General features: G+C 38.8%; 17 protein-coding genes and 1 riboswitch. Of the genes, 3 read left to right on the top strand and 14 right to left on the bottom strand.

The features are described from left to right. Positions 1-267: 267 nt before the first annotated feature. Positions 268-3,438 (bottom strand): ATP-binding cassette domain-containing protein, encoded by a 3,171-nt coding sequence (locus MLOOGBEN_RS17870; RefSeq protein WP_179159628.1) that lies wholly within the window; start codon positions 3,436-3,438, stop codon positions 268-270. Positions 3,439-3,609: 171 nt separating this feature from the next. Further along, complete coding sequence (locus MLOOGBEN_RS17865; RefSeq protein ID WP_179159627.1) at positions 3,610-3,780, bottom strand: hypothetical protein; 171 nt, start codon at positions 3,778-3,780, stop codon at positions 3,610-3,612. A 259-nt stretch (positions 3,781-4,039) separates the two neighbouring features. Between MLOOGBEN_RS17865 and MLOOGBEN_RS17860 the strand changes: the two genes are divergently transcribed. Further along, positions 4,040-4,600, top strand: a complete 561-nt coding sequence (locus tag MLOOGBEN_RS17860) for a MerR family transcriptional regulator (RefSeq protein ID WP_179159626.1) — start codon at positions 4,040-4,042, stop codon at positions 4,598-4,600. A 176-nt stretch (positions 4,601-4,776) separates the two neighbouring features. On the opposite strand, the gene MLOOGBEN_RS17855 is transcribed toward MLOOGBEN_RS17860, so the two are convergent. The 7 genes from MLOOGBEN_RS17855 to MLOOGBEN_RS17825 all read right to left on the bottom strand — a co-directional run bounded on the left by MLOOGBEN_RS17855 (position 4,777) and on the right by MLOOGBEN_RS17825 (position 13,532). Further along, positions 4,777-5,691, bottom strand: coding sequence for a patatin-like phospholipase family protein (locus MLOOGBEN_RS17855; RefSeq protein WP_179159625.1), 915 nt, complete (start codon positions 5,689-5,691; stop codon positions 4,777-4,779). Positions 5,692-5,804: 113 nt separating this feature from the next. Next, positions 5,805-7,379 carry a SagB family peptide dehydrogenase gene (locus tag MLOOGBEN_RS17850; RefSeq protein WP_179159624.1) on the bottom strand — a complete coding sequence of 525 codons (1,575 nt, stop codon included), beginning with the start codon at positions 7,377-7,379 and terminating at the stop codon, positions 5,805-5,807. Positions 7,380-7,403: 24 nt separating this feature from the next. Continuing rightward, positions 7,404-9,350: a TOMM precursor leader peptide-binding protein gene (locus MLOOGBEN_RS17845; protein WP_179159623.1), complete on the bottom strand. Its 1,947-nt coding sequence runs from the start codon at positions 9,348-9,350 to the stop codon at positions 7,404-7,406. After that, complete coding sequence (locus MLOOGBEN_RS17840) at positions 9,347-11,266, bottom strand: putative thiazole-containing bacteriocin maturation protein (RefSeq protein ID WP_179159622.1); 1,920 nt, start codon at positions 11,264-11,266, stop codon at positions 9,347-9,349. The genes MLOOGBEN_RS17845 and MLOOGBEN_RS17840 overlap by 4 nt, the downstream gene beginning before the upstream one ends. A gap of 169 nt (positions 11,267-11,435) precedes the next feature. Next, complete coding sequence (locus MLOOGBEN_RS17835; RefSeq protein WP_179159621.1) at positions 11,436-11,762, bottom strand: heterocycloanthracin/sonorensin family bacteriocin; 327 nt, start codon at positions 11,760-11,762, stop codon at positions 11,436-11,438. A gap of 321 nt (positions 11,763-12,083) precedes the next feature. Next, positions 12,084-13,040: an MBL fold metallo-hydrolase gene (locus tag MLOOGBEN_RS17830; protein WP_179159620.1), complete on the bottom strand. Its 957-nt coding sequence runs from the start codon at positions 13,038-13,040 to the stop codon at positions 12,084-12,086. Positions 13,041-13,097: 57 nt separating this feature from the next. Next, entirely contained in the window at positions 13,098-13,532 is a 435-nt protein-coding gene (locus tag MLOOGBEN_RS17825; protein ID WP_179159619.1) for a hypothetical protein, read from the bottom strand. Between the two features lie 221 nt (positions 13,533-13,753). Between MLOOGBEN_RS17825 and MLOOGBEN_RS17820 the strand changes: the two genes are divergently transcribed. Continuing rightward, the gene (locus tag MLOOGBEN_RS17820; protein ID WP_256989151.1) at positions 13,754-14,338 is read left to right on the top strand and encodes an HAD-IA family hydrolase; all 585 of its coding nucleotides are present in this window, start codon (positions 13,754-13,756) and stop codon (positions 14,336-14,338) included. Positions 14,339-14,383: 45 nt separating this feature from the next. Here MLOOGBEN_RS17820 and MLOOGBEN_RS17815 read toward each other — a convergent pair whose 3' ends face one another. The 3 genes from MLOOGBEN_RS17815 to sstT all read right to left on the bottom strand — a co-directional run bounded on the left by MLOOGBEN_RS17815 (position 14,384) and on the right by sstT (position 17,228). Then, a complete protein-coding gene (locus tag MLOOGBEN_RS17815) occupies positions 14,384-14,821 on the bottom strand; it encodes a universal stress protein (protein ID WP_179159618.1) in 438 nt (145 codons plus the stop codon). A 126-nt stretch (positions 14,822-14,947) separates the two neighbouring features. Then, on the bottom strand, positions 14,948-15,634 hold the full coding sequence (gene tenA / locus MLOOGBEN_RS17810) for a thiaminase II (protein WP_179159617.1): 687 nt from the start codon (positions 15,632-15,634) through the stop codon (positions 14,948-14,950). A 107-nt stretch (positions 15,635-15,741) separates the two neighbouring features. Continuing rightward, positions 15,742-15,845, bottom strand: a riboswitch (TPP riboswitch). Between the two features lie 144 nt (positions 15,846-15,989). Beyond that, positions 15,990-17,228 carry a serine/threonine transporter SstT gene (gene sstT / locus MLOOGBEN_RS17805; protein ID WP_179159616.1) on the bottom strand — a complete coding sequence of 413 codons (1,239 nt, stop codon included), beginning with the start codon at positions 17,226-17,228 and terminating at the stop codon, positions 15,990-15,992. Positions 17,229-17,675: 447 nt separating this feature from the next. On the opposite strand from sstT, the gene MLOOGBEN_RS17800 reads away from it, so the two are divergent. Then, on the top strand, positions 17,676-17,981 hold the full coding sequence (locus MLOOGBEN_RS17800) for a hypothetical protein (protein WP_179159615.1): 306 nt from the start codon (positions 17,676-17,678) through the stop codon (positions 17,979-17,981). A 75-nt stretch (positions 17,982-18,056) separates the two neighbouring features. Here MLOOGBEN_RS17800 and MLOOGBEN_RS17795 read toward each other — a convergent pair whose 3' ends face one another. Both MLOOGBEN_RS17795 and MLOOGBEN_RS17790 read right to left on the bottom strand, forming a co-directional pair. Beyond that, on the bottom strand, positions 18,057-19,844 hold the full coding sequence (locus MLOOGBEN_RS17795) for an acyltransferase family protein (protein WP_179159614.1): 1,788 nt from the start codon (positions 19,842-19,844) through the stop codon (positions 18,057-18,059). A 254-nt stretch (positions 19,845-20,098) separates the two neighbouring features. Next, positions 20,099-20,296, bottom strand: coding sequence for a DUF6199 family natural product biosynthesis protein (locus MLOOGBEN_RS17790; RefSeq protein WP_179159613.1), 198 nt, complete (start codon positions 20,294-20,296; stop codon positions 20,099-20,101). Between the last annotated feature and the right edge of the window lie 503 nt (positions 20,297-20,799).

Below are 20,799 nucleotides of genomic sequence, written 5' to 3'. Positions count from 1 at the left end.
AGTTTACAGTCTATTTACAAATGGATTGCTGTCCCTTGGTTCGACAAATTTTTAAAAACGCCTTGATATAATGACTTTGTCTTAGTGGAAATTGGAAAATGAAGAGAAGGAGGATGTATGGCGGAATTATTACTTTATGTTGGTACATATCTTTCAGTTACTCTTTGTGTGGGATGGTTGATTACAATCGGTTTTGATTTATTTATTAAATAAATGGTAAAACTCATTTGCTTTAAAGTGCAAATGAGTTTTTTTACCATGTTCCCTTTAATTATTTTGCTCAAGTGCCTGGTATACCGCCATCATATCTCGTTTATTTAACTCGCGGATTCGATTGAAAATGGGAATGTCACGAACTTCCTCGGTAAGTAAGTTTTCTGTAACAACGTCTTTTACTGTACCCGATAGCCATGTTTGGACATCGATACCTTCGACAATTTCCTTTCGACCTTCGTCATTGATCCCGCTCGCATGGCAGCTTACACATGGAACCGATAGTTTGTGGACTCCATCATGAAGGCCATCCTCGGAAATAACCTTCTTTCCATTACAGAAAGGACATTTATGAGCGGCTTTAATTTTATTAATTTGGGTAACAATTTTTTTGTAACCAAGCGCCTCATAGACATACGTTAGTTTCTTGTATTTTCCATTGGTGAAATATTTATCAATAATACTTTCTCGGGTTTCGGTAATAGCTGCGAAATCACAAATGGTAACGAGATTCTTGATGCTAATGGCTTCGATATTGTTTTTTATCTTGTCCCAAAACGGTAAGGCGTTTTGTAAAACCACTTCGTAACCAACAAAGCTTGCTAGTTCGAGTTCAAGCATCTTCAATGCTGCTTGTGTTTCCCTAGGTAATAAGGATACATCTTCAGTGAGCGCCATCTCTCCACCAACAATAGCTTTAAGTTTTTCAAGTTCTGGTAACTTCCCTACTGCTTCGATAGCCTGATCAAGTGGCATTTGGATAATTTCTCGAATATCACTGTTGCCAAATTTTAGTTTCTTATGATGCTTTAGCACAGTTCCTTGGCAAACTGGACAGGTAATCATCTCTTTCGATTCTTTCATCTGTTCCTTAATAATCGATTTCGAAATAAACATATACCTGCCAATTATGAGATTAAAGCCTTCCCAGGTTCTTGAAGCCTTGCCCGCTTTATCGTAAAAGGACTTTTCCCAATACCCATATAAAAAAGTATGCTTTTCCGCTTCTGTCATCTCATTAAAGCTCTTACTAATATCCTGACCAAGCTCATTCTTAATCTCATCAAAGAGAAATTGCAATTTTGGATATTGGTACCATTTTAGAACCTCCATTACGTCTGGATGTAATAATCCATCCCAGAAAGGCACAGTTTTATCTTGAATCACAACATCAATATCAAACTTTTCGATTTCCCGGCGGCCCGAACAGCATGGACAATGATTATCTTGATTGTAGAAATCAAAGCTTCTTGTATCTTTATTGGTGTGATGTGAAGCGACGATATGATTAATCAAACCGCCAATTTCATAGAGAAAACTATATTGACTATACAAGTGTCTTTCAAGGTCAATGGCGATAACAGGTGCAATGGTATCACTTTCGTATTCACCATAAATCAAACGGGCCATGGATGATAAGCTTTTTAAAATACCGCCCTTATAAACGTTTTCTGCTTTTTTAAAATAAGCAATATGATTTTCCTCTACATAGTTAATGCCCTTTTGAATAGTGAGAGTTGAAGAAATTTGGAATGAAGCAGCAAGATCATCACTAGACTTTTGACGATAATAATCATCATGACTTAAAACATCCAGATGATGAACTGGCTCTAGCTGTCTTTTTCCAAAATCAATAATATAATCTGAGCTATCAAGCATATAGGCATTATGTTCGATCATCATGATGGAGACAGATTCATCCTGCAGAATGACCCTTACACTGTCGATAAATTGGTTTAAGATGTTTTGTGATAGTCCTTTTGAAGGCTCATCGAAAATAAACAGTGTATGTGGGTTTCTAATGTTAGCAAACAGTTCAGATACTAAATGAACACATTGAAATTCACCAGTCGACAATGTTTGTGTTTTTCTCTCTAAGGTCAAATAACCCAGGCCCAGTTTAATTAATAGGCTCAAGCGTTTATGAGCGATATCTTCATTCGGCAGTTCATCAATGATATCTTCAATCGAACGCTGAAAAATATCATCAATATCTTCACTGTATTTTGTCAGCTTTCTTTTTATATCAAGAAAGGTCGCAACAGTTGAACGGCTGGTAATCGATTGATTTCGATCCTGCCCTACGATCACCAATTTGTCTTTTGGATATCGCTTTAGAAAATCTTTTGCAATACACTCATTGACCAGCGTGGATTTACCACTTCCAGACTCACCTGTAAAGGTAACAAGTCTATTTTGGGGAATCTGAATTTCAGCCATTTGAATATTACGGAAGTAAAGATCTTTAAATTGGTAGTATTCTGTTGGCGGTGCCGGATTTCGTTCCCAAACGATTGGTTGTGGACGTGGGGATTCTTCTACAATTTTACCTCCGTATTTACCACTGCCTGGTCCAAAGAACAATCGTTCGTCACTTACATCAAGCACCGTGTCAGAATGGTCAATGAGCCAAATTTGATTCTTAAAGCCTAATTGTCTTATCGGACCTAAGATCTTCAGTAATGTTTCGTGATCAAGACCCACGGAGATTTCATCAATAATAATAACCGTATTTTCACTTGCAGCCATGAATTCAGCCAGGTAAAGCCGGGTAATTTCTCCGCCAGACAAGGTACCCATGATCAGATTTAAGGTTAAGTAGCCGATATTCATATTGGCAATATTTTTGAGAATATGTATTTTACCTTCACTAAGATTTAAATCTTCTGCGAGTGAAAGAATGGATTCAATGCTTAAGTTGTTGATGTCGGAAATACTATGTGCCTGTTCGAATAATTCCAGCTTATACTGCTCAACTTCTTGATTATAACGTCCGCCCTTACACTTTGGACATTCGACATTTTTGGTGGTACCGCGTCCTTTACAATCTGGACACCAGCCCAATGCATTATTAAAAGAAAAAACTTCTGGAGATAGATTATACTTTTCCGCAAGCGTCTCGCGTATCTCTCTAAAAACACCCGTATGTGTTCCAATCGTGGAACGTGGATTAGAAGATATCGATGATTTTCCGAGGAATAGCACTAAAGGCATATCTTCCATATTGATTGCACTGAAGTTCGTCTCCATAATAGTGGAAAATAGATACTGATATTCAGCCTTGGGCAATAAGGAAACAAGACGCTTCTTGGATTCCTCTCCAATGGTTTGGCAAAAAGTCGTTTTCCCTGAGCCAGACAAACCCGCAATCCCTAATGAACGATCTTCAGGTATTACTGCATCCAATTTGTTAATATTGTTTGCAATTAATGAACTAATTTTCAATAGCTACCCTCTCCATTCTCTCAATTTCATTTAATAATAATAGCATACCTGCTAGTTAATACAGTAGTTATAGTAAAAACGTTTTCAATTTTCTATAAGAAACCAAAAGGCACCTGAATATATCAGATGCCTTTTGGCTTTTTATATTATATTTGTTTTACCTTTGTAAAACTAAACTGCTTGATTCAAAGATTGTGTAGTATTCAAGGTCATGTTTTGAAGTTGAGATTCTAACTGAGCTAAATCAGCTTCATCTCTCTCTTTAAGTTTATCAAAAATAACAACGGTAATATAATAAGAACCTATAAAATAACCGATACACATCAACCAAGTAAGAAACATTTTATTTCCCCCTTTGTTAGTAACTTACGTTTATTTTAAGGGATACCTACACTGCTCCGATGTGATATACATCACGAAAAATTAAATTGAATGAAATTTTTTATGATTCGTTGTTTCTTATATTAATAGGAGTTAACAGTCTAATTACAAATCGTTTACTATCTGCTGGTTCGACAATTTATTAAAAATAGCTTGGTATAATGGCTGTATCTTGCAAAGAGACTTACATTAAGATGTCTAATAGCGGAGGTGTATTGATTTGTCGGAAATATATTCACCTAGTCACGTACAAGAATTGCTTGGAATCGATAGCCATACATTACGAAAGTATGCCACTCTATTAGAAGGACACGAATATCAGATTCACCGCAATCATAGAGGCCACAGAGGATATTTTGATAAGGATATTACCGCTATCCGTAAATTAATTGAAATCAGTAAGCAAGAGGATATGACGCTGGAACTTTCAGCACAGGCTGTTATGGCAGCGATTTCTGAAGAAAATAAAACGGAAGCACCTACGCAAGAAGAACCATTACATAATCCACCTGAACATAAAATAACTCAGATTCAGAATAATAACCTAGATGAGCTGTTGGATCGCATTGAACACTTGGAGCAAATTAACATGGATTTAATCAAGCTTCTGAAGGAGAAAGCCGTAAGGGAGGCTTATCTAGAGGAAAAGATCAACCAAATAGTCAAGTATACAGAACGTTCAGAGCAATTGTTGGTGGAAAATAGCAAAATGATGTTGGAAGAAACAAGACAGCAAATTGCAGCAGCCCATCAAAAGAAATGGTGGAAATGGTGGAAATGATTGTCATAAAGTGATTAGGCACAAATCAGACTTTGGGTTGATATATTGGACCTTTTCTGGAGTAGTGAAAAAAGCCCACTTTCTCAATTTAATGCTAAGAAATTGGGCTTTTAATATTTGTATTTCCTTAATGTTGTAAATTGGAGTTTTGCTTATGGTGATACTTCATTAATTCCTTATTGCTCTTTTTGCATTCTTTTGATCTTATGTTGTTCAAAATCCCACTTTGCCAAAAAGTTTTTTGTGGAAGTATAGCCTGATTTATAGAGAAAATCAATTTCAGCCTCATTCAATTCAAAATCAGTTGTGTTGATGTTCCCAGACGGAATTTTAATCGTACGTTCATTTGTTTCTTCGTTCAAATGTCGTAAATCATGGGCTTGAAGCATCGTTTTAAATATATTTTTGAAAAGGTGAAGGGGCGTTGGTATAACGGCATTTATGTTAACTTTATCTTTCACAAAACGAAAGCCAAACGTTGGAAACCGAGGGTTATCCGTATCAAATAGCCAAATTGGAAAATTACTAAGTAAACCACCATCTAAAATGTAGGATTTATTACGGTCTTTTGATTTCCATATAACCGGACGGTAGAAAAATGGTAGTGAGGCACTCATCATCACGGCAGTTGAAACTTTTAGATCAGCAGGAGTCTCCCTATAGCGATCCAAATCATCTGGCAAAATAAGCATTTGGCCATTCGATACATCTGAAGCAATAATCTTTAACTTTCCCTCTGGAAGATCTGCAAATGTCTTAATTCCCTTTTCTAAAAGAAGTGAATCCATCCATGTTTCCAAATAATCATTTTTATAGATTCCAAGATTAAACACTAGTCCAAGTAAGCTGCCAAAAATGGGAATTCGATTCAAGATCGTCCTGCCGCGAAGTTTTGAAAAATCAAGTTCTTTAAGATGATTTCTAATCTCATAGCTTTTATAGCCGCTTGCCAAAAGAGCAGCGATTACGGCTCCTGCTGATGTTCCAGCTATTCTTTGCCATTCTACCTGTTCCTCTTCCATCGCTTGAATCGCTCCAACAAATGCAATTCCCCTGGCTCCACCACCTTCAAAAACAGCATCTGCCTTCAACTATTTACCTCCTCTATAAGATTCTTAAATTTCACTTTACTTTAGAGTCCAGGGAACAATAATCAACATCCTTAAATTAAAGAATAATCCCGACATTGGAATTAGTAAAGCTACTAGCTATTTAACCCTCCCATTAGCCAAGGGCGTTGTCGATAGGGACCGATTGGGATTTGGATTAAGCTGGTTTTTCCTTGTGAGTCCATCTTGTAAAGCTCATCACACATATTGGAATCATATCCGAGGAGCGGGTGCCCTCCCATTCCACTGGCTCCTGCCGATAATAGTAATCGTTGCACGAGCATACCTGCCTCCATTTGTTGGATTCGGTATCCTCTGTATCCGAGTGTAGGTGCATAGTAATCCTTAACTCCTGTGACATGCAGGCACAGTGGTACTTGTAGCAAATTTACATTATTTAACGACATACCAGATTGCAGCAGGAGTCGATGATCTCCAAGCTGAACCAGATGTAATGCATGAGCAGTGCTGTCATAGTGGTACGCACCATTAGGAATTCCTTCAACATTATACAAACAGACATTAAGCAAGACACGTGGCTCGTGCCTCTGATCCACAGAAACCAAATCATTTCGATACAAAAAGGACTGCGTTGCCTCGTGTAACAGATTTGCCAATTCGAGTTGACTTACCTTTCCCAAAATGAAATCCATATCTGGAGAAAATCGCTTTCGACAAACAGATCCCAAATCATACGACAACCTCTCCACATGTGGCAGACCCACCGCTTGGCCCTCACAATTCCCATTCTCCTGTGCCTCGATTAATGAAAACAAAGTTGTAGAATTCAGCATGGATGCTTCATTTAACTTCGTTAACATCGGGTACTCTTTAACCCTCTGTGACCGGACGAAGTGGTTTGGTTGAATCTGTGTCAATTCACTGCACAACCCCGCTGCAGAAACTATTCTGTCCTTTTCGCTCCCGCTAGCGGACCAAATGGTAGGTTCAACCGATAGGGGAATGACCGAATAGACGGTCTCCTCCTTCTCAGATAAACCAAGCAAATGATTCATGGCCCGATCTAGAAATTGGAAGTATACCCCCGTTTCGAAGCCAAACCGTTTCGATACTTCCAGCAACTGTCCCATCAACACACCTGCATCCAATCCCTGCAGTCGGTAGGCAAAGTTATTGTATTTATAAAAGTTTTTCCAAAACATGGTCGATACAAAAACCGTTCCAAAACATGCTGAAATGTCACATCGATTCCCAAGAGCCTTGGCAATATAGGAATCAAAATTTCCTTCCCGCAGCAATACTAAGCGATGGTGTGCCACATCGTAATGATATACCCCAATTGGCAAATCCTCGATTTTTAAATAAACGTATAATTCGTTTGGATACAGTGCTCCACCCGAGGGAGCAAACCTTCTGTACGATTGCATGACGTCTGAATGGTCTGTAGCATCCAAACTAAAGACAGATTGGCTAATTTGAGTAAGGCCGTAAACATACCAAAGAAAATCCCCGATTATACGCAGGTCAGGCATAAAGGGTTGCTTCAGTTCTTCAAGTGTCAGTGGTACTTCTAGGGATAATGGGACTACAGGTAATCCGCGGTATAGCTTAAAAGGAAGTGGTTTATCCTCCCAATCCACTTCCCAATTTGGAATGCTTGCCTTCTCAATGTCAAAATGCAAATTGTGCAGAAACTCATCTAGACTCATACTCAGGTCCTCCTAGTGATGCGCTTATGGAAACGGATGAGGATGCGGATTAAGCTGTTCAGCGGTTAGCGGTTCTTGCGAATATCCAAGTTCCATAGGTACCCTGAATACCCTCTCCAGCCCTGTTACGCGTGTAAGGTGATGTCCGAATGTCATCGGCAGCATCCCCGGTATTAGCACTTTTACACAATACAGTCCGTTTCGAGCCGTTTCCGGAGTCGTTTGGTCAACCACAATGACATCGAGATTTAATTGGCGAAACACCTGGACCATATCCTGAAGATCATCAGTAAGATCTAAATGTGTAGACTTCCACTTGAATTCCTCATTAAAAGATCGAAATGGACGACGATCGTCCAGCAAAAACTGCAGGCGCTCTGCTGCTTGTGGCAAACCGTACAGCATTCCATGATCATCCATTTGTTGCACCAAGGAAGAATCATGCAGCATTCGTACATACTCCTCCTGGTTCGCCTCTAATTTCTCATCCAATGACAACATCATACCAGCTAACTCGTGAACCGCTGTTTTCACGGCCCGTACTGGGTCCAAATGAGATCCGGCCGCACAGATAAGATTCATCCCTTTTTCCTTTCTGTTTTTCGCTATGGCCAAAATACTTGGAATTCCATGCTCCATCGTAGAGTTATATAAATATAGATCATATTCCGCGACTGCACGCATCCTTTCTATCATTAACTGAAGCTCTTGGTCTTCAATGGAGGCTGGATCAAGACGAGGGAGAGACATCTGCGCATACCAAGTCATCAGGAACGAATCACGTTCCACTACTTCTAAAATACCGTAGAGAATGGCCTCTTCTAGACTTCCGCCCAGTGCACATCCATTGGAAGTTTCATAGACAAAGCCTCGTGAACCGCAGCCCAAGCTATAATAGGCAAGTAGCTCTGGAACCAGAATCGGTCGCTCTTGCAAAAACGAATATCCCCATACCCAATCAATCTGGCGATCTGGATCAAATTCTGTAAATGGAAAACCAGGTCGCTCATACTTTTCTTTTGCGTGTACACCAACCTCAATCGGATTGAGTGCTTGATTTTTCAAATTGTTATAACTGTCGTGAACCACTGTCCGTTTTCCACGGGGCTCAAGTCCACAGTACCGCTCCAGCCCTTCTAAAATGGCCGTTAACTCACTTACCGCAAATGAATTGGTACGACCTGCTGTCCGTTCGTCCCCCTCGAATAAAGGCAAATTGACACTTACATCAGCAAATGTGTGTACGAGGTTAACCATTTTATCATTCAAAAGGCCTGTTCGTTGATCAAGATAGTCATTAGCGAGAATCTCATTCAGGTCATCTAACGAACGGCTGCGATAACTGTCGCTGGTAACCTTCGGACTTTGCTGCAGAGAAATTCGAGCCATGGCTGGTGAATCTTCAGGTAATTGACTACAAACCTTACACAATGGGACGGGCAGAAACCTGTGCCAGGAACTCTTCAACGTTTTCAGATTGATAAAACATACCTTTCCTTTAGATTGGGCCTGATCACCGTGGACAATTCTTTGGACCTCCGATGCGACCAGGTGGGCTAAGTGTAAAAGAACCGTCCGTGTTGCCCAAGCTTCCTGCTGCACTCCTCCTGTTAACTCCAACCTTTTTTGTATTTCCCACATCTCTTTCCGGTCGTGGCCTGTCATTAGACGCCTCATATCCGTACATTGAGAGCACCCTGGTGTACCCGGGCGAACAAGTGGTCCTATTACGCCCTCACCAAAAGAAACAAAACCTCTCAGCCAGGGAGTATTGGTTCGATGAAACACCTCTTCTGCTTTTTGATGAACAGAGGGATTCCATGCATCATGTAAAACCAAGGCCAAATCAATCCTTCCGGGTACGATTGCCCCGAAATTGGTTTGGCGAAATACCAAGTATTGTGATGAAAGTCCCTTACATATGTGGTCTGCCAGCAGCCCTTCTCCTACAACCAACATGACAGCACTCACGTTAATCCCTCCTCTTGAACCAATACCCCAAATATCCCTGCCAATCCCTCTTTCAAAAAAGGTTCCAGTTCTAGTTCATATACAAGCAACTGCTTTCCGTTCCGTCCTAAGATTTCCATAGCATTCAGAAAGTTCTCGGATTGTATTCTCTCTTCACAGGCAGGAATTTCAATGTTTAGCGGCACTTTTTCATCCAGAATCATGGATGAAACCTCCAAGGATCGTGCCATAACGAATTCCTCTTCATTTTGCACATTGAAAATTGCCTGTTGCAGCGCATTTCGTAATGCCATTGTGATATCCAAATCGACACTGCCGTACCATCCGTCATTGGTACCAATCCACACAACAGGGAATCCAAACACTTCCTCGCCAATTCCTATAGTCGGTGCTCCCCGCAACGTCGTCAGAGCCTGCAAATAATACTGACAGCGTTCATCTTCTACTGTACTTAACTGCACCGGGAAGACGGAATAATCCTCTTCAAGGCTTTGTTTGATCAACTCCTCGTCCAAGAATCTTTGCAATCCCCTGCAAACACTTTCCGAGAATGTTTCACCTGTTCCCACCTCCACTTCCAGAGGTAGATCGAGCGATCCGACTAGTTGTGATACATACGCTTCAATCCCCGACAAACCCGCTTCCCTTCTTGCCTCCTCATGTGTCAGGCCAGTACAGACAATATCACCCAATAGATCAGCTGGCCTATATGCCAATGGGTTGACTGGCTGAACTCGGCACTGAGCCAATGGCAGCTGCTTTAAATCACCCTCCTCCCAAATGTGAAAAATTCCGGATACCTTAGATGTCAAATGGTTAAAGGTAAGGAGTAATTTACCCTGATCTTCTCTTTCGGTTTCTAGTGCTAGTCGCATATCTATATCTTCAACCAATCTAGAAGATGTTTGTCCTGTCACCAGCGGATGAGGCATAAAAGAATGCCAGTTTCCTTCTAACGTTTCCAAATCTAGAAGAAAGAATTGATTCCTCTGTTCCTTTTCGCTCACACCCGTAACGTCTTTAAACAACTCAAATACGATGACATTCGCCAGCATTGCTAAGGGTGTAGCAGAGGATGTTGAAATTTTCTGGTCTTTGAAGAGAGCCGATTTGTGAATACGGCACCATGCAGACTCCCAGCACGCCTCTGAGTCTGGTTGCACGAACGGACCCGCTAAACCTGCCTGCTCTAAAGAGATAGCAGGCAGAAACACTTTCTTCTCTTCCCTGCAAACCCTATGTAGAAGTCGGAGTTCCTCTACATCACACTGTTCTGCCACATATAAAATATAATCAAACGGTTTCACTATTTCCTCCCAAGAACTTTCCCCATCCTTGTTTAGTGTGACCTCCTCTATCTCCACATCGGCGTCTGTTTTAAGGGCGTGTGCCACGAGTTCGCTCAACCGTTGTCTGTTGGTCTGAACACTGTCAGTAATCAACGTTTGGAATTTGGGCAATCCGGAATCAAGTAATGAGGCAACCAACGACACAAAAAAAGGACCAGAGCCTACCGCTAACACTTTCGCTTGACGATAGTTCTGAAAACGGAACCCACCCGAATCAAGCAAATTATCCACAAATTCAATTTGTGAGGCATACTTTTTTAGAACCTGTTCCTTCAATTGATGCGGACGGTCTTGGCTCACATCTCGAACAAACCCATTTCGATATAATGCTTCTGCAATTTCAAACACTCTATCTCGGTAGGCCACCGGCAAACCGTTTGTCAAATACTCCAAGGTGTATTCGCCATTAAACATGGGGATCAGCTTTTCAACCCATTGATCGATCATACTGCCTTCCATACGGAACGAGCTTACATTGTTCCGAAAAAACACACCACTGTTTGGATCAGGGAGAAAAAACGTGTCCCTTTTCACTTTCATACGCATAGAAGGGTTCATATTCGTCATTGCGCTCCTCCTTAGCCGAAGCTTTTTCTCATATTTATCATCACTATCATCCTATGTAACTTAATTTGTCCCTTATGTTAATTGTTGTAAAGAAGAGCCCCTACAACTATTGCAGGGACTCTTCTCCTCTTCAAATGGAACTGGAGTTTTCGTTATAAACCTAAAACGATCAACCGCCGCAACGATGGCCTCCGCCACCACAACGATGTCCGCCTCCGCCACCACAACGATGTCCTCCACAGCGATGACCACCGCCGCAATTATGGCAGCGATGTCCGCCGCAATTGTGGAAGCAATTAAAGCAATTGTGGAAGCAATTAAAGCAGTTAAAACAGCTAAAGCAACTAAAACAGCTAGAACATCGGCCAAAACCACCCACACCTAGGAAAATTCGATCCTGGTCACTATAGTATTGTGTTTGGTCATAAGGAACTGCTTGGGTCGCTTGGAAATCGCCAAGATTTAACCCCTGGAGTTGACTTTGGAAATCATTCATTTTTATTACCTCCTCATATATTTAAACAAGGGCAGCAGCAACTTGAATTGGGAACAGAACAAACCTGAAAATAGATATATACCCTGCGTTTTTAAAAACCTTTCCCAACAAAATATGTACAATGGGTGGGTATTGCTACTATTACAAAAGCCTATATTGAGAAAGTGCTTAAAATTAAAGGAGAGCAATTAAATGGATCACTCTCCTTAATTCATATATCGAACATTTGTACTCTTTCCCGCAACTAAAAAATCCCTGACAAAACAAGTATTTAAATTACTTGTTTGCAGGGCTTTGCACCTGTTCATTTCGAATCATTTATCATTTTTTGACATTGGAACGAAAAACCAATTTTCCGTCCCTAAACTCACTATGTACCTCACCACTCTTTTCAAGGTAAATGAGTCGAGTAATGGTGGCCAAAAATGGAGCAAAAAATTTGGTTGAACTAAGAGTTCCGTATATTTCCTGACAAACTTGCCATGATGTTTTTCCTTCATTCCTAACAAATTGTAAAATCTGATGCAAACGATGTTTGTGACCTGTGATCATGTCGTCTATCCGATCATTCAAGTTGTAAATGAGTTCCCCATGACCTGGGAGTGCTAGTTTGACAGGATAAGCTTTTAATTTTTCCAAAGAGGCAAAATTATCTTTTATTGGATTTAGGTCGTTTTCTGACCAAAGAGCAATGATGGGAGAAAGTCCCGCTAAAATATGGTCCCCAGTGATCATCACCTGCTGATTTTGATTATAAAAACAGAAATGATCCGAAGAATGCCCTGGCGTCCATATCGTTTCATACATTTGGTTCCCCAGCTTGATAGTTTGCTGGTTTTCAAAAAGTCCATCTGGTTCAAATTCATAGGCAGCATCTTCTGAGTTCCACATATTCCGAGGGATTTCAGGGCCACCATGTGTCTTTAAAAAATTGAGAATCCAATTTTCGTTATCATGAGTTCGTTTCCTCTGAATTTCTTTATTACCTAAACTTGAAATAAAGACAGGTACATGATGATGTTCTTGAAACCATCTAGCTAGTCCAATATGATCTGGATGGGCATGGGTTAAGACTAATTTCTCGATTTTCATTCCCGAAGCTAACATTTTCTCCCAAATATCGATAGATTCTTTTGCTTCACTGCCAGTATCAACAATCGTAAAGCCGTTTTCTCCTTTAAACAAGAAGCTGTTCATTTCATACATACCAAACGGATACCGAACGACAAGCTGATAAATGTCCTCCGAGATTTTCGTTAGCGTTGGAAACTGATCCACTATTTAGTACCACCTCTTTTCTTGTATGTTCCAATTTATTCTAAGTGTAGTTATTTATTAAATGTTCGTTAATTGACCGTTTATTAGCGCTTTATCTAATTCTCTTACTTGATCATAAGACTGTAAGAGCTCCTCCGGGACCAATTTTCTCCCATAAATCCAAGCATTCATCTCTATTTGAGATTTTAACTTTGCTATTTCATCGTCTTCACCATACTTGAGAGTCCTAAGATCATGTTTATTTTTCTTAAAATCCAAGTAATAACCAATTACATGATACAGAATTATTTTAACAAGATTTTCATCTGTCTCTTTCATTCTGATTTTGCTAATATACCCGTTAACTTGAAGGTAATTAAATTTAATCGTATTTGTTGAAACGTTGTAACTCATAGGTACAGGTAGTTTATTATTAATTTCATAGTCTATCTCTAAATGGTGCATATTTAATGTATCTTCAATGATTTTCTCGATATTCCAGATTTTAAGCATGTTATGTACACTTCCCTTTAAGAACTACTTCATCGTATTTTGAATTTTCTCTATACTTATCAATCTTACACATAATTCTTAAATCTTTAAAGCAATTAATCAAATTTTAATAGAGATAGAATAAAACGATTCACTCCTAGGTGTCACATTGGAATTATCGATAAAATCATGATACAGTAATATTTTTGAAAGTGCTTAGGATTAGACGATAGGAGTGAAGGATGAAATTGAATATATTATGGGATTTTGATGGAACACTTTTTGATACATATCCAGCACTGGTTGAGGGTTTTATAGAATTAAGTCAGCAGGACCTTGAAGCTGTTGAAGTTTTAAAATGGCTAAAGATTGATTCCTTAACTGCCTTTAAACATTATGGGATTGACAAGGATAAACGAGCAGAATATAAGCGTATTGATAAACAGTACTCAAAAGAACACAGTAAGCCTTTTGAGCATTTAGAGGAAGTTTTATCAGCTGCTGATAACAATATTATTGTGACCCATCGTGATATGGAATCTACGATGTATCTTCTGGAGAAATATCACTTAACCCGCTACTTTAAAGAAATTGTCTCCGTTGAAGAACAAGGATTTGACAGAAAACCTCATCCTTCTTCTTATGAGTATGTCTTGAAAAATCATCAAATTGATTTGGTAGTTGGAGATAGGGAATTAGATTTACTTCCGGCAAGAAAATTAGGGATTAAAACAGTTGCCTTTCAAAATCAAAACATCGAAGCTGATGTTCATTTAGAAACCTACGAGGATTTTATTGCTTCTATCCTCAAAAAAAAAAGCTTGTAGAATGGTCTCATCGACTTTTCTACAAGCTTTTTTTATAATAGTGATTTATTTTACAATAAACACTGGGCATGGTGCCTTTTGTACGACATAATGGCTGACGCTTCCCAAGAATAGTTCCTTCAGTCCGCTTAATCCTCTGCTTCCCATTACGACAAGATCGGCATCATTTTGCTTTACAAACTCAACAATCATTACTCCAGGGTTACCTTCCATTACCACTGATTTCGTCTTATTCGGCAGCGATTGAATTTCTTCGTCAATTTCTTTACGTATGGCATTAACTTCCTCACGCTGCGAGTCCTGGATTGCCTCAAATGCATAACCATATGTGTAAACCATTGGTCTTACAGGCTGTGTGACCATAAAAACTACTAATTCAATTTTCATATCTTGTTTTGCCAGATTCATTGCCATTTTCAATGCTTTTTTACTTAAATCAGAATGGTCATATGCTACTACGATTCTTGAATAATCCGTTAACATTACTCTCATCCTCTCAAGAATAATAACTTTATTTCCTACTTTTATTATACGTCTGTCATTTTTATTTGTGGTGCCGAGATAGTGACAACTTTGTTCCAATTAAATAAAAAATCTCTGTACAGGACATTATTTCACCGATTCCATCATTTTCACTGGCCATTCTTCAAGTTTATAGGCCATATCCCAAAACATATATTCAAGCTGACAACTGATTAAGAAATGTTCCTTCATCTTTTCCTTTTCCCTCTCTGTTGCTCCCTTTGCCCACTCATCTAGACGGGCACAAAACTTAATGGTTATCGAATCGGTAATAGTACCATAAAAACTGATCCATTCATAAAAAGGGTGTGAAGGATCTGGATTCACCTTAGTTAATAATTTCTTCCCAATTTCCCAATACGTCCACGGACACGGCAATAACACTGCAAGAATTTCCCCTAATGTTCCTTCGTGTGCAACTGTTAGCATATGACGGATATACTGATGTGCTGATGGAGATAATGGAAATCCATGTAATTCCTCGTAAGGAACACCCGCTACTTGGCAAAAGTTATTATGTGGATGGATTTCACTGTTTAAGATAAAAGAAATCTGCTTATTAAACATCTCCATTTCTTCACGACTCTCACATTTGGAGACTGCAATTCCATAGATTCGTATAAAAGAATTCAAATATTCAAAGTCCTGTTTCACATAATGAATCAATTGCTCGCTTTTTAATTCCCCCTTGGCAATTCCCTGAACAAAAGGATGGTCAAAAATCGCTTGAAAGATTGGATTTGCTTCTTTTCTTAATTCTGCTGAAAAACTCATAATATTATCCCCCTTATTGGTTTAACAGAGAAGACACGAAAGGGCGGCTGAAGATCAAAACACGAAAAAACCGCCCCAAAAATGGAGCGGCTGAATAATGATTTATCCAAACACAGACTCCACTTTCCTACGCTAGTATGAACTAGATCAGGTTCAAAGGGTCCAAGATAACTCTTGTCTCAGCCACAAATCGGCTCCCCTAGTGGTCTTCCTATTAATTTAATTTTCACTCTACACTCAGTTTTTAGTAAAGTCAATTAATTTACATCTAAGCTTAAAAGATCATCCACTTTTCCCATAAAAAAATCCCTCCTGTGAGACAGGTTCCTGCCTGTCTGCACAAAAGGGATAATCATTATGCTACTTTTTTGATATCTACTCTTTTGCCTTCTTTAAGCTTCTTCTTATAATCAGCTGTTGCTGTGAAAAGAACGTCTGTAGAGGAGTTAAGTGCTGTTTCAAAAGAATCTTGTAAAACTCCGATGATAAAGCCTACTCCCACTACCTGCATCGCAACATCATTGGAGATTCCAAATAAGCTACATGCTAAAGGAATCAATAATAGTGAGCCGCCCGCAACCCCTGAAGCACCGCAAGCAGCTACAGCAGCTAATACGCTTAGGATAATGGCTGTAGGAATGTCCACATGAATACCTAGTGTATGAACAGCAGCTAGTGTTAAAACAGAAATCGTAACGGCAGCACCAGCCATATTGACCGTTGCACCTAATGGAATGGAAACGGAATAAGTATCTTTATCTAAATCTAGTTTTTCACACAATTTCATATTTACCGGAATGTTGGCCGCAGAGCTGCGTGTGAAGAATGCAGTAATTCCACTTTCCTTTACACACTTGAATACAAGCGGGTATGGGTTCTGACGGACATTCACAAATACGATGAGCGGATTGACAACGAACGCTACAAAGAGCATACATCCAATCAAAACAACAAGTAATTTTCCATAGCTTAATAGAGACTCGAGTCCGTTTGTTGTAATGGAATCAATCACTAGACCCATGATTCCTAATGGTGCAAGCTTGATAACCCATGTAACCATTTTGGATACGGCATCTGAAAAATTAGAAATCATTGTTTTTGTCGAATCAGGAGCATTTTTTAAAGCTAAACCAAGGACGATTGCCCATGCTAAAATACCGATATAATTTGCATTTGCAATGGCATTAACTGGGTTATCAACAACATTCAGCAGTAAAGTTTTGAGAACTTCTACCACACCGCCCGGAGCCACCAAATCCTCGGCACCCTTCGTAAGTGTGATATTAACAGGGAAAATAAAGCTTACAACAACCGCAATTAATCCAGCTAGAAACGTTCCTAATAGATATAGGGAAATTATCGATTTCATATTCGTTTGCTGACCACTCTTATGTTGAGCAATAGCAGACATTACCAGGAAGAGTACCAATACTGGTGCAATAGCTTTTAAAGCACCAACAAATAATGAGCCTAAAATGACAACTGGTTTTGCCACTTCTGGAATCGCAACCGCCAGGATAATACCAATCAATAAACCAATAGATATTTGTTTTACCAGACTAATTTGATTCCACTTTTTCAATAGATTTTTCATAGATGTACCCCTCCATCTCGTATTAGACAACTTATCACCGTTACAAAGTACCGATTAGGGAGCTGAAAGTTCGCCCATATATTTATAACAATTTAAGGTATCCTCTTCCCCTCTTGGAAATTATAAATTCTAACAAATAGAATTATAATGAATATTTAGATATATTACAATAGCTAATTTGTAAGATTAGTATAACAAGTGTAAAGTCATAAATCAATAAAAAGTGAATATTAATTATTATTTTTGATATCTCGTTCGTTTTTTAATGTATGTAAGCATTTCATAAACTTTTAATGTTCGTTTTTAACAAATACACAAACTATCTATCATCCTGTGCTGACATATTATAGAAATTATTTTGGGAATAGGTAGAAAGTCTAGAGGAAAATGGGAGGATTTACTTTCTCCCCCCATCTCATAAAATACATAAAGGAGGTTGTGTAAAAAATGATAAAAAGAGTCATCGTCCTTGCCATTCTTATAACCATATTATTCGTATTATTTATAGTAAAATCCCAAACCAGCCCAGTGATCAATCAAAGCAATGATTCCTCTGAATACAAATTAGTTGATTATAAAATTACGGAAATTATCGACAATCAATACTACGGAAAGAGTGAAGATGGAACCAAGATTGTTTTTTCAGCTGAAATCATTGATTCAAGTGTAAAAATAACAGTTGGTGATATGGTCACTGTGTATTTTGAAAAAGATAATGTCGGTAAAGGATTAGTAAAAGTCGAAAAGAAATAGGAATTTTTTCATCAAAAAGAACCTCAGCTTCAGTTCTGAGGTTCTTTTTGATGTTAATACTTGGAGGTATTATGGTTACTCTTCCATTTGTTCGACTAGTAGGTTAGCGTATGTTTCTCCACCTGTTCTCGTTAAATGAACGCCATCCTGTGCAAAATACTCTGGATGACCCTCACTGGCACTATACCAATCTACGAGAACAGTATTGGGTACACTTTTAACAACTTCTTCTAAGGTTTGGTTCACATTCGTTTCCCATGGCCTAGGTACGCGGCAATTTACTAAATATACTTTTTTATTTTCCAGACCTTTGATTAAATTTACTAAGTCTGTTTTAACAAAAGACCCATTGGTGCCAAGCTGGATAAATACATACTCCCCTAATTGCCCACTTCCCTCCAGCATCTTAATCACCTCTGGCACCTCTGACATTTGCCGGCCGACACGGTAATCAATTGTCGCTTCGGGGTAATGGTTTTTAAAGTATGGAGCGACTTCATGAAGAATCGAGTCTCCAATAACCGTAATGGTCTTCAAATCAGGCTCTGGTTTCGTTATTTCCTCTTCAGCTTCAGGCACTTTGGCTGGATCATCATCGTTAAATTCTATTTCATTGAATGCTTCTATTGTTAAGGCTTCTTGATGCGGAACCACGACAGTTGTTTTCGAAGCAAATACCACACATATTCCTACAAATGATGCAAGCAATGCAGCACAGCTTCCTAAAACGATCCTTTGATGATTGATTGGCAGACCTTTTAAACCTGTTAGAAGCGTTTTTAACTTCCCCGCCCGAATCGGTACTTCCACAAATCGATAGGATAACTCTGATAGTATCAATGTGAAAAATATCTGTAAGGTGATTCTCCAAAGGTTTAATCCATCTGTATTCACAATCGGTGTTGTTAAGATAATAAACGGGTAATGCCACAAATAAATGCCATAGGATCGAACCCCCATCCATTGGAGAGGCTTTACACTGAGCCATTTTGCGAGCTTACTAGCTGGATGAGCTAATGCCGCTACTACTAAAGTGGTAAATATAGATAATAGAAGCATGCCACCCTGATAATGAAACGGGTCAAATTGCGATGTAACCACAAATAGTGTGATAATCAGCAATAAACTTGTTATTCCTACAATCTCAAGAACGATACTAGCATGCCTTGGTAAAGTTTTAGATAATCTCTGGCTTGGCCAAACGAAGGCAAGTGCTGCTCCTAGAAGAAGTGAAAAAGCTCTTGTGTCTGTTCCATAATAGACACGGGAAGGATCCTCTCCAGGTATATAAAGGAATGCCATTAACCAAGCAGAAATGACGACCCCGGCCAGTACAGCCAACACACGAAACCTTTTCTTTTTTATAAAAGTAGAACCAAGAATCATCAGCAGCGGCCATATTAGATAAAATTGCTCCTCAATGGCCAGTGACCATAGGTGCGTAAAGGGTGATGCAGGACCGAAGCTTTCAAAATAGGAAACTTCATGGATAATGTACCACCAATTTGTCATATAAAGAAGTGAAGGCAAAAAATCTGAGCGTAATTTGTCAAACGAAGGATGATTCGAAAATATCACCCATAAGGTAACGGTAAAAATCATCACCAATACGGCAGGAGCCAGTCTGCGAAAACGGCGAATCATAAAGCGAAGGTAGTCAATTTTATTCGTTTTATTCCATTCATCAATAAGAATGTCTGTGATCAAGTAACCTGACAAAACAAAGAAAACCGTTACACCTGAAAACCCGCCCTGAAACCAAGGGATATTGAGATGGTAGAGAATAACACCCATGACAGCAACAGCTCTAAGTCCATCAATCCCCGGCATATATCTGCGTTTATTGTTGCTTGAGATTGACATTGCATCCTCTCCAAATTCATTTTAGAAAAAAGATGGGTATACGTTGAAAAACATGTGCATTTTCTATTCCGCCTTAAGGGTCGATTACTATTAATGAGTATGCTTTTAAGTAAAAGTCTATGAATTTTAAGCATAGTCTATAGGAACATTTCACACTCTTTTATACAGTTCGGGAAAATGGCCCTAAAAAAATGAACAAGACCCCTGTGCTAATAAGCCCGGAGGTCTTGCTTTTTTAAGAAGAGGTGAAATGGTTAAAGGAAAGCGACAATAACCGAACAGAAACCGACAACCGTAATAATGATACCGCCAAACATGGTTGACAAACTATACAACCTGGAAGGCTCTGTGCCATCATTGGATTTCCACCTTTCGGTCAATAACCAAAAAAGTGAAGGTTCAATAACCATACTAACACCTATAATGATTAGAAATATTCCAAGCGCTAACAAATTTACATCCCCCTTTAAAATTCCCCTATACTAAAACATACGTCAAAACACGTATTTAGTTCATCTTTAAATAAAAGAGAAATTTTCCCTAAAAGAACTTTGGCCATGTATACATTTACTTCAAATTTTACATATTTGTAAAACCCTATACGATGTTAGTGTGAACCAATCAATAGTAAAAATGAATATATCTATTTTTCAAGTAAATTAGTAATTATGGGAGGCTTGTAAATATGAAGGTCCTTATTTTAGGGGCTACAGGACAAGTTGGTCGAGCGTTCATAAAGATTGCAGTATCTGGATATCAGAAAGTACACCTTGAGAATAGTGACTTAAACTCCATCTAAATAGAAAAATGTACAAGGTACCTTGGAATCTTAAAAATGGGATATCTCTTTTTCTCATTTAACAAGATGAAATAAAATAAGTACTTTTATTTTTATTCCTTTCGGTTATAATAAAATTAAGTATTGAATAAATTAAAAAGACCGAACATGGAGTAA

This window comes from Bacillus sp. EB106-08-02-XG196 (assembly GCF_013396335.1).
Taxonomy (GTDB): Bacteria; Bacillota; Bacilli; order Bacillales; family Cytobacillaceae; genus Neobacillus.
The sequence above is the reverse complement of the archived record's forward strand: the minus strand, read 5'-3'. Positions and strand labels throughout refer to the sequence as shown.

Coding starts and splice junctions, on each gene's coding strand:
- MLOOGBEN_RS17815 (WP_179159618.1), bottom strand. CDS start 14,821: ATGTTAACGGATTATTCAAGAATCGTAGTAGCATATGACCATTCTGAT.
- sstT (WP_179159616.1), bottom strand. CDS start 17,228: ATGAAAAATCTATTGAAAAAGTGGAATCAAATTAGTCTGGTAAAACAA.
- MLOOGBEN_RS17865 (WP_179159627.1), bottom strand. CDS start 3,780: ATGTTTCTTACTTGGTTGATGTGTATCGGTTATTTTATAGGTTCTTAT.
- MLOOGBEN_RS17800 (WP_179159615.1), top strand. CDS start 17,676: ATGATAAAAAGAGTCATCGTCCTTGCCATTCTTATAACCATATTATTC.
- MLOOGBEN_RS17835 (WP_179159621.1), bottom strand. CDS start 11,762: ATGAATGATTTCCAAAGTCAACTCCAGGGGTTAAATCTTGGCGATTTC.
- MLOOGBEN_RS17840 (WP_179159622.1), bottom strand. CDS start 11,266: ATGACGAATATGAACCCTTCTATGCGTATGAAAGTGAAAAGGGACACG.
- tenA (WP_179159617.1), bottom strand. CDS start 15,634: ATGAGTTTTTCAGCAGAATTAAGAAAAGAAGCAAATCCAATCTTTCAA.
- MLOOGBEN_RS17825 (WP_179159619.1), bottom strand. CDS start 13,532: ATGCTTAAAATCTGGAATATCGAGAAAATCATTGAAGATACATTAAAT.
- MLOOGBEN_RS17850 (WP_179159624.1), bottom strand. CDS start 7,379: ATGAGTCTAGATGAGTTTCTGCACAATTTGCATTTTGACATTGAGAAG.
- MLOOGBEN_RS17795 (WP_179159614.1), bottom strand. CDS start 19,844: ATGTCAATCTCAAGCAACAATAAACGCAGATATATGCCGGGGATTGAT.
- MLOOGBEN_RS17820 (WP_256989151.1), top strand. CDS start 13,754: ATGAAATTGAATATATTATGGGATTTTGATGGAACACTTTTTGATACA.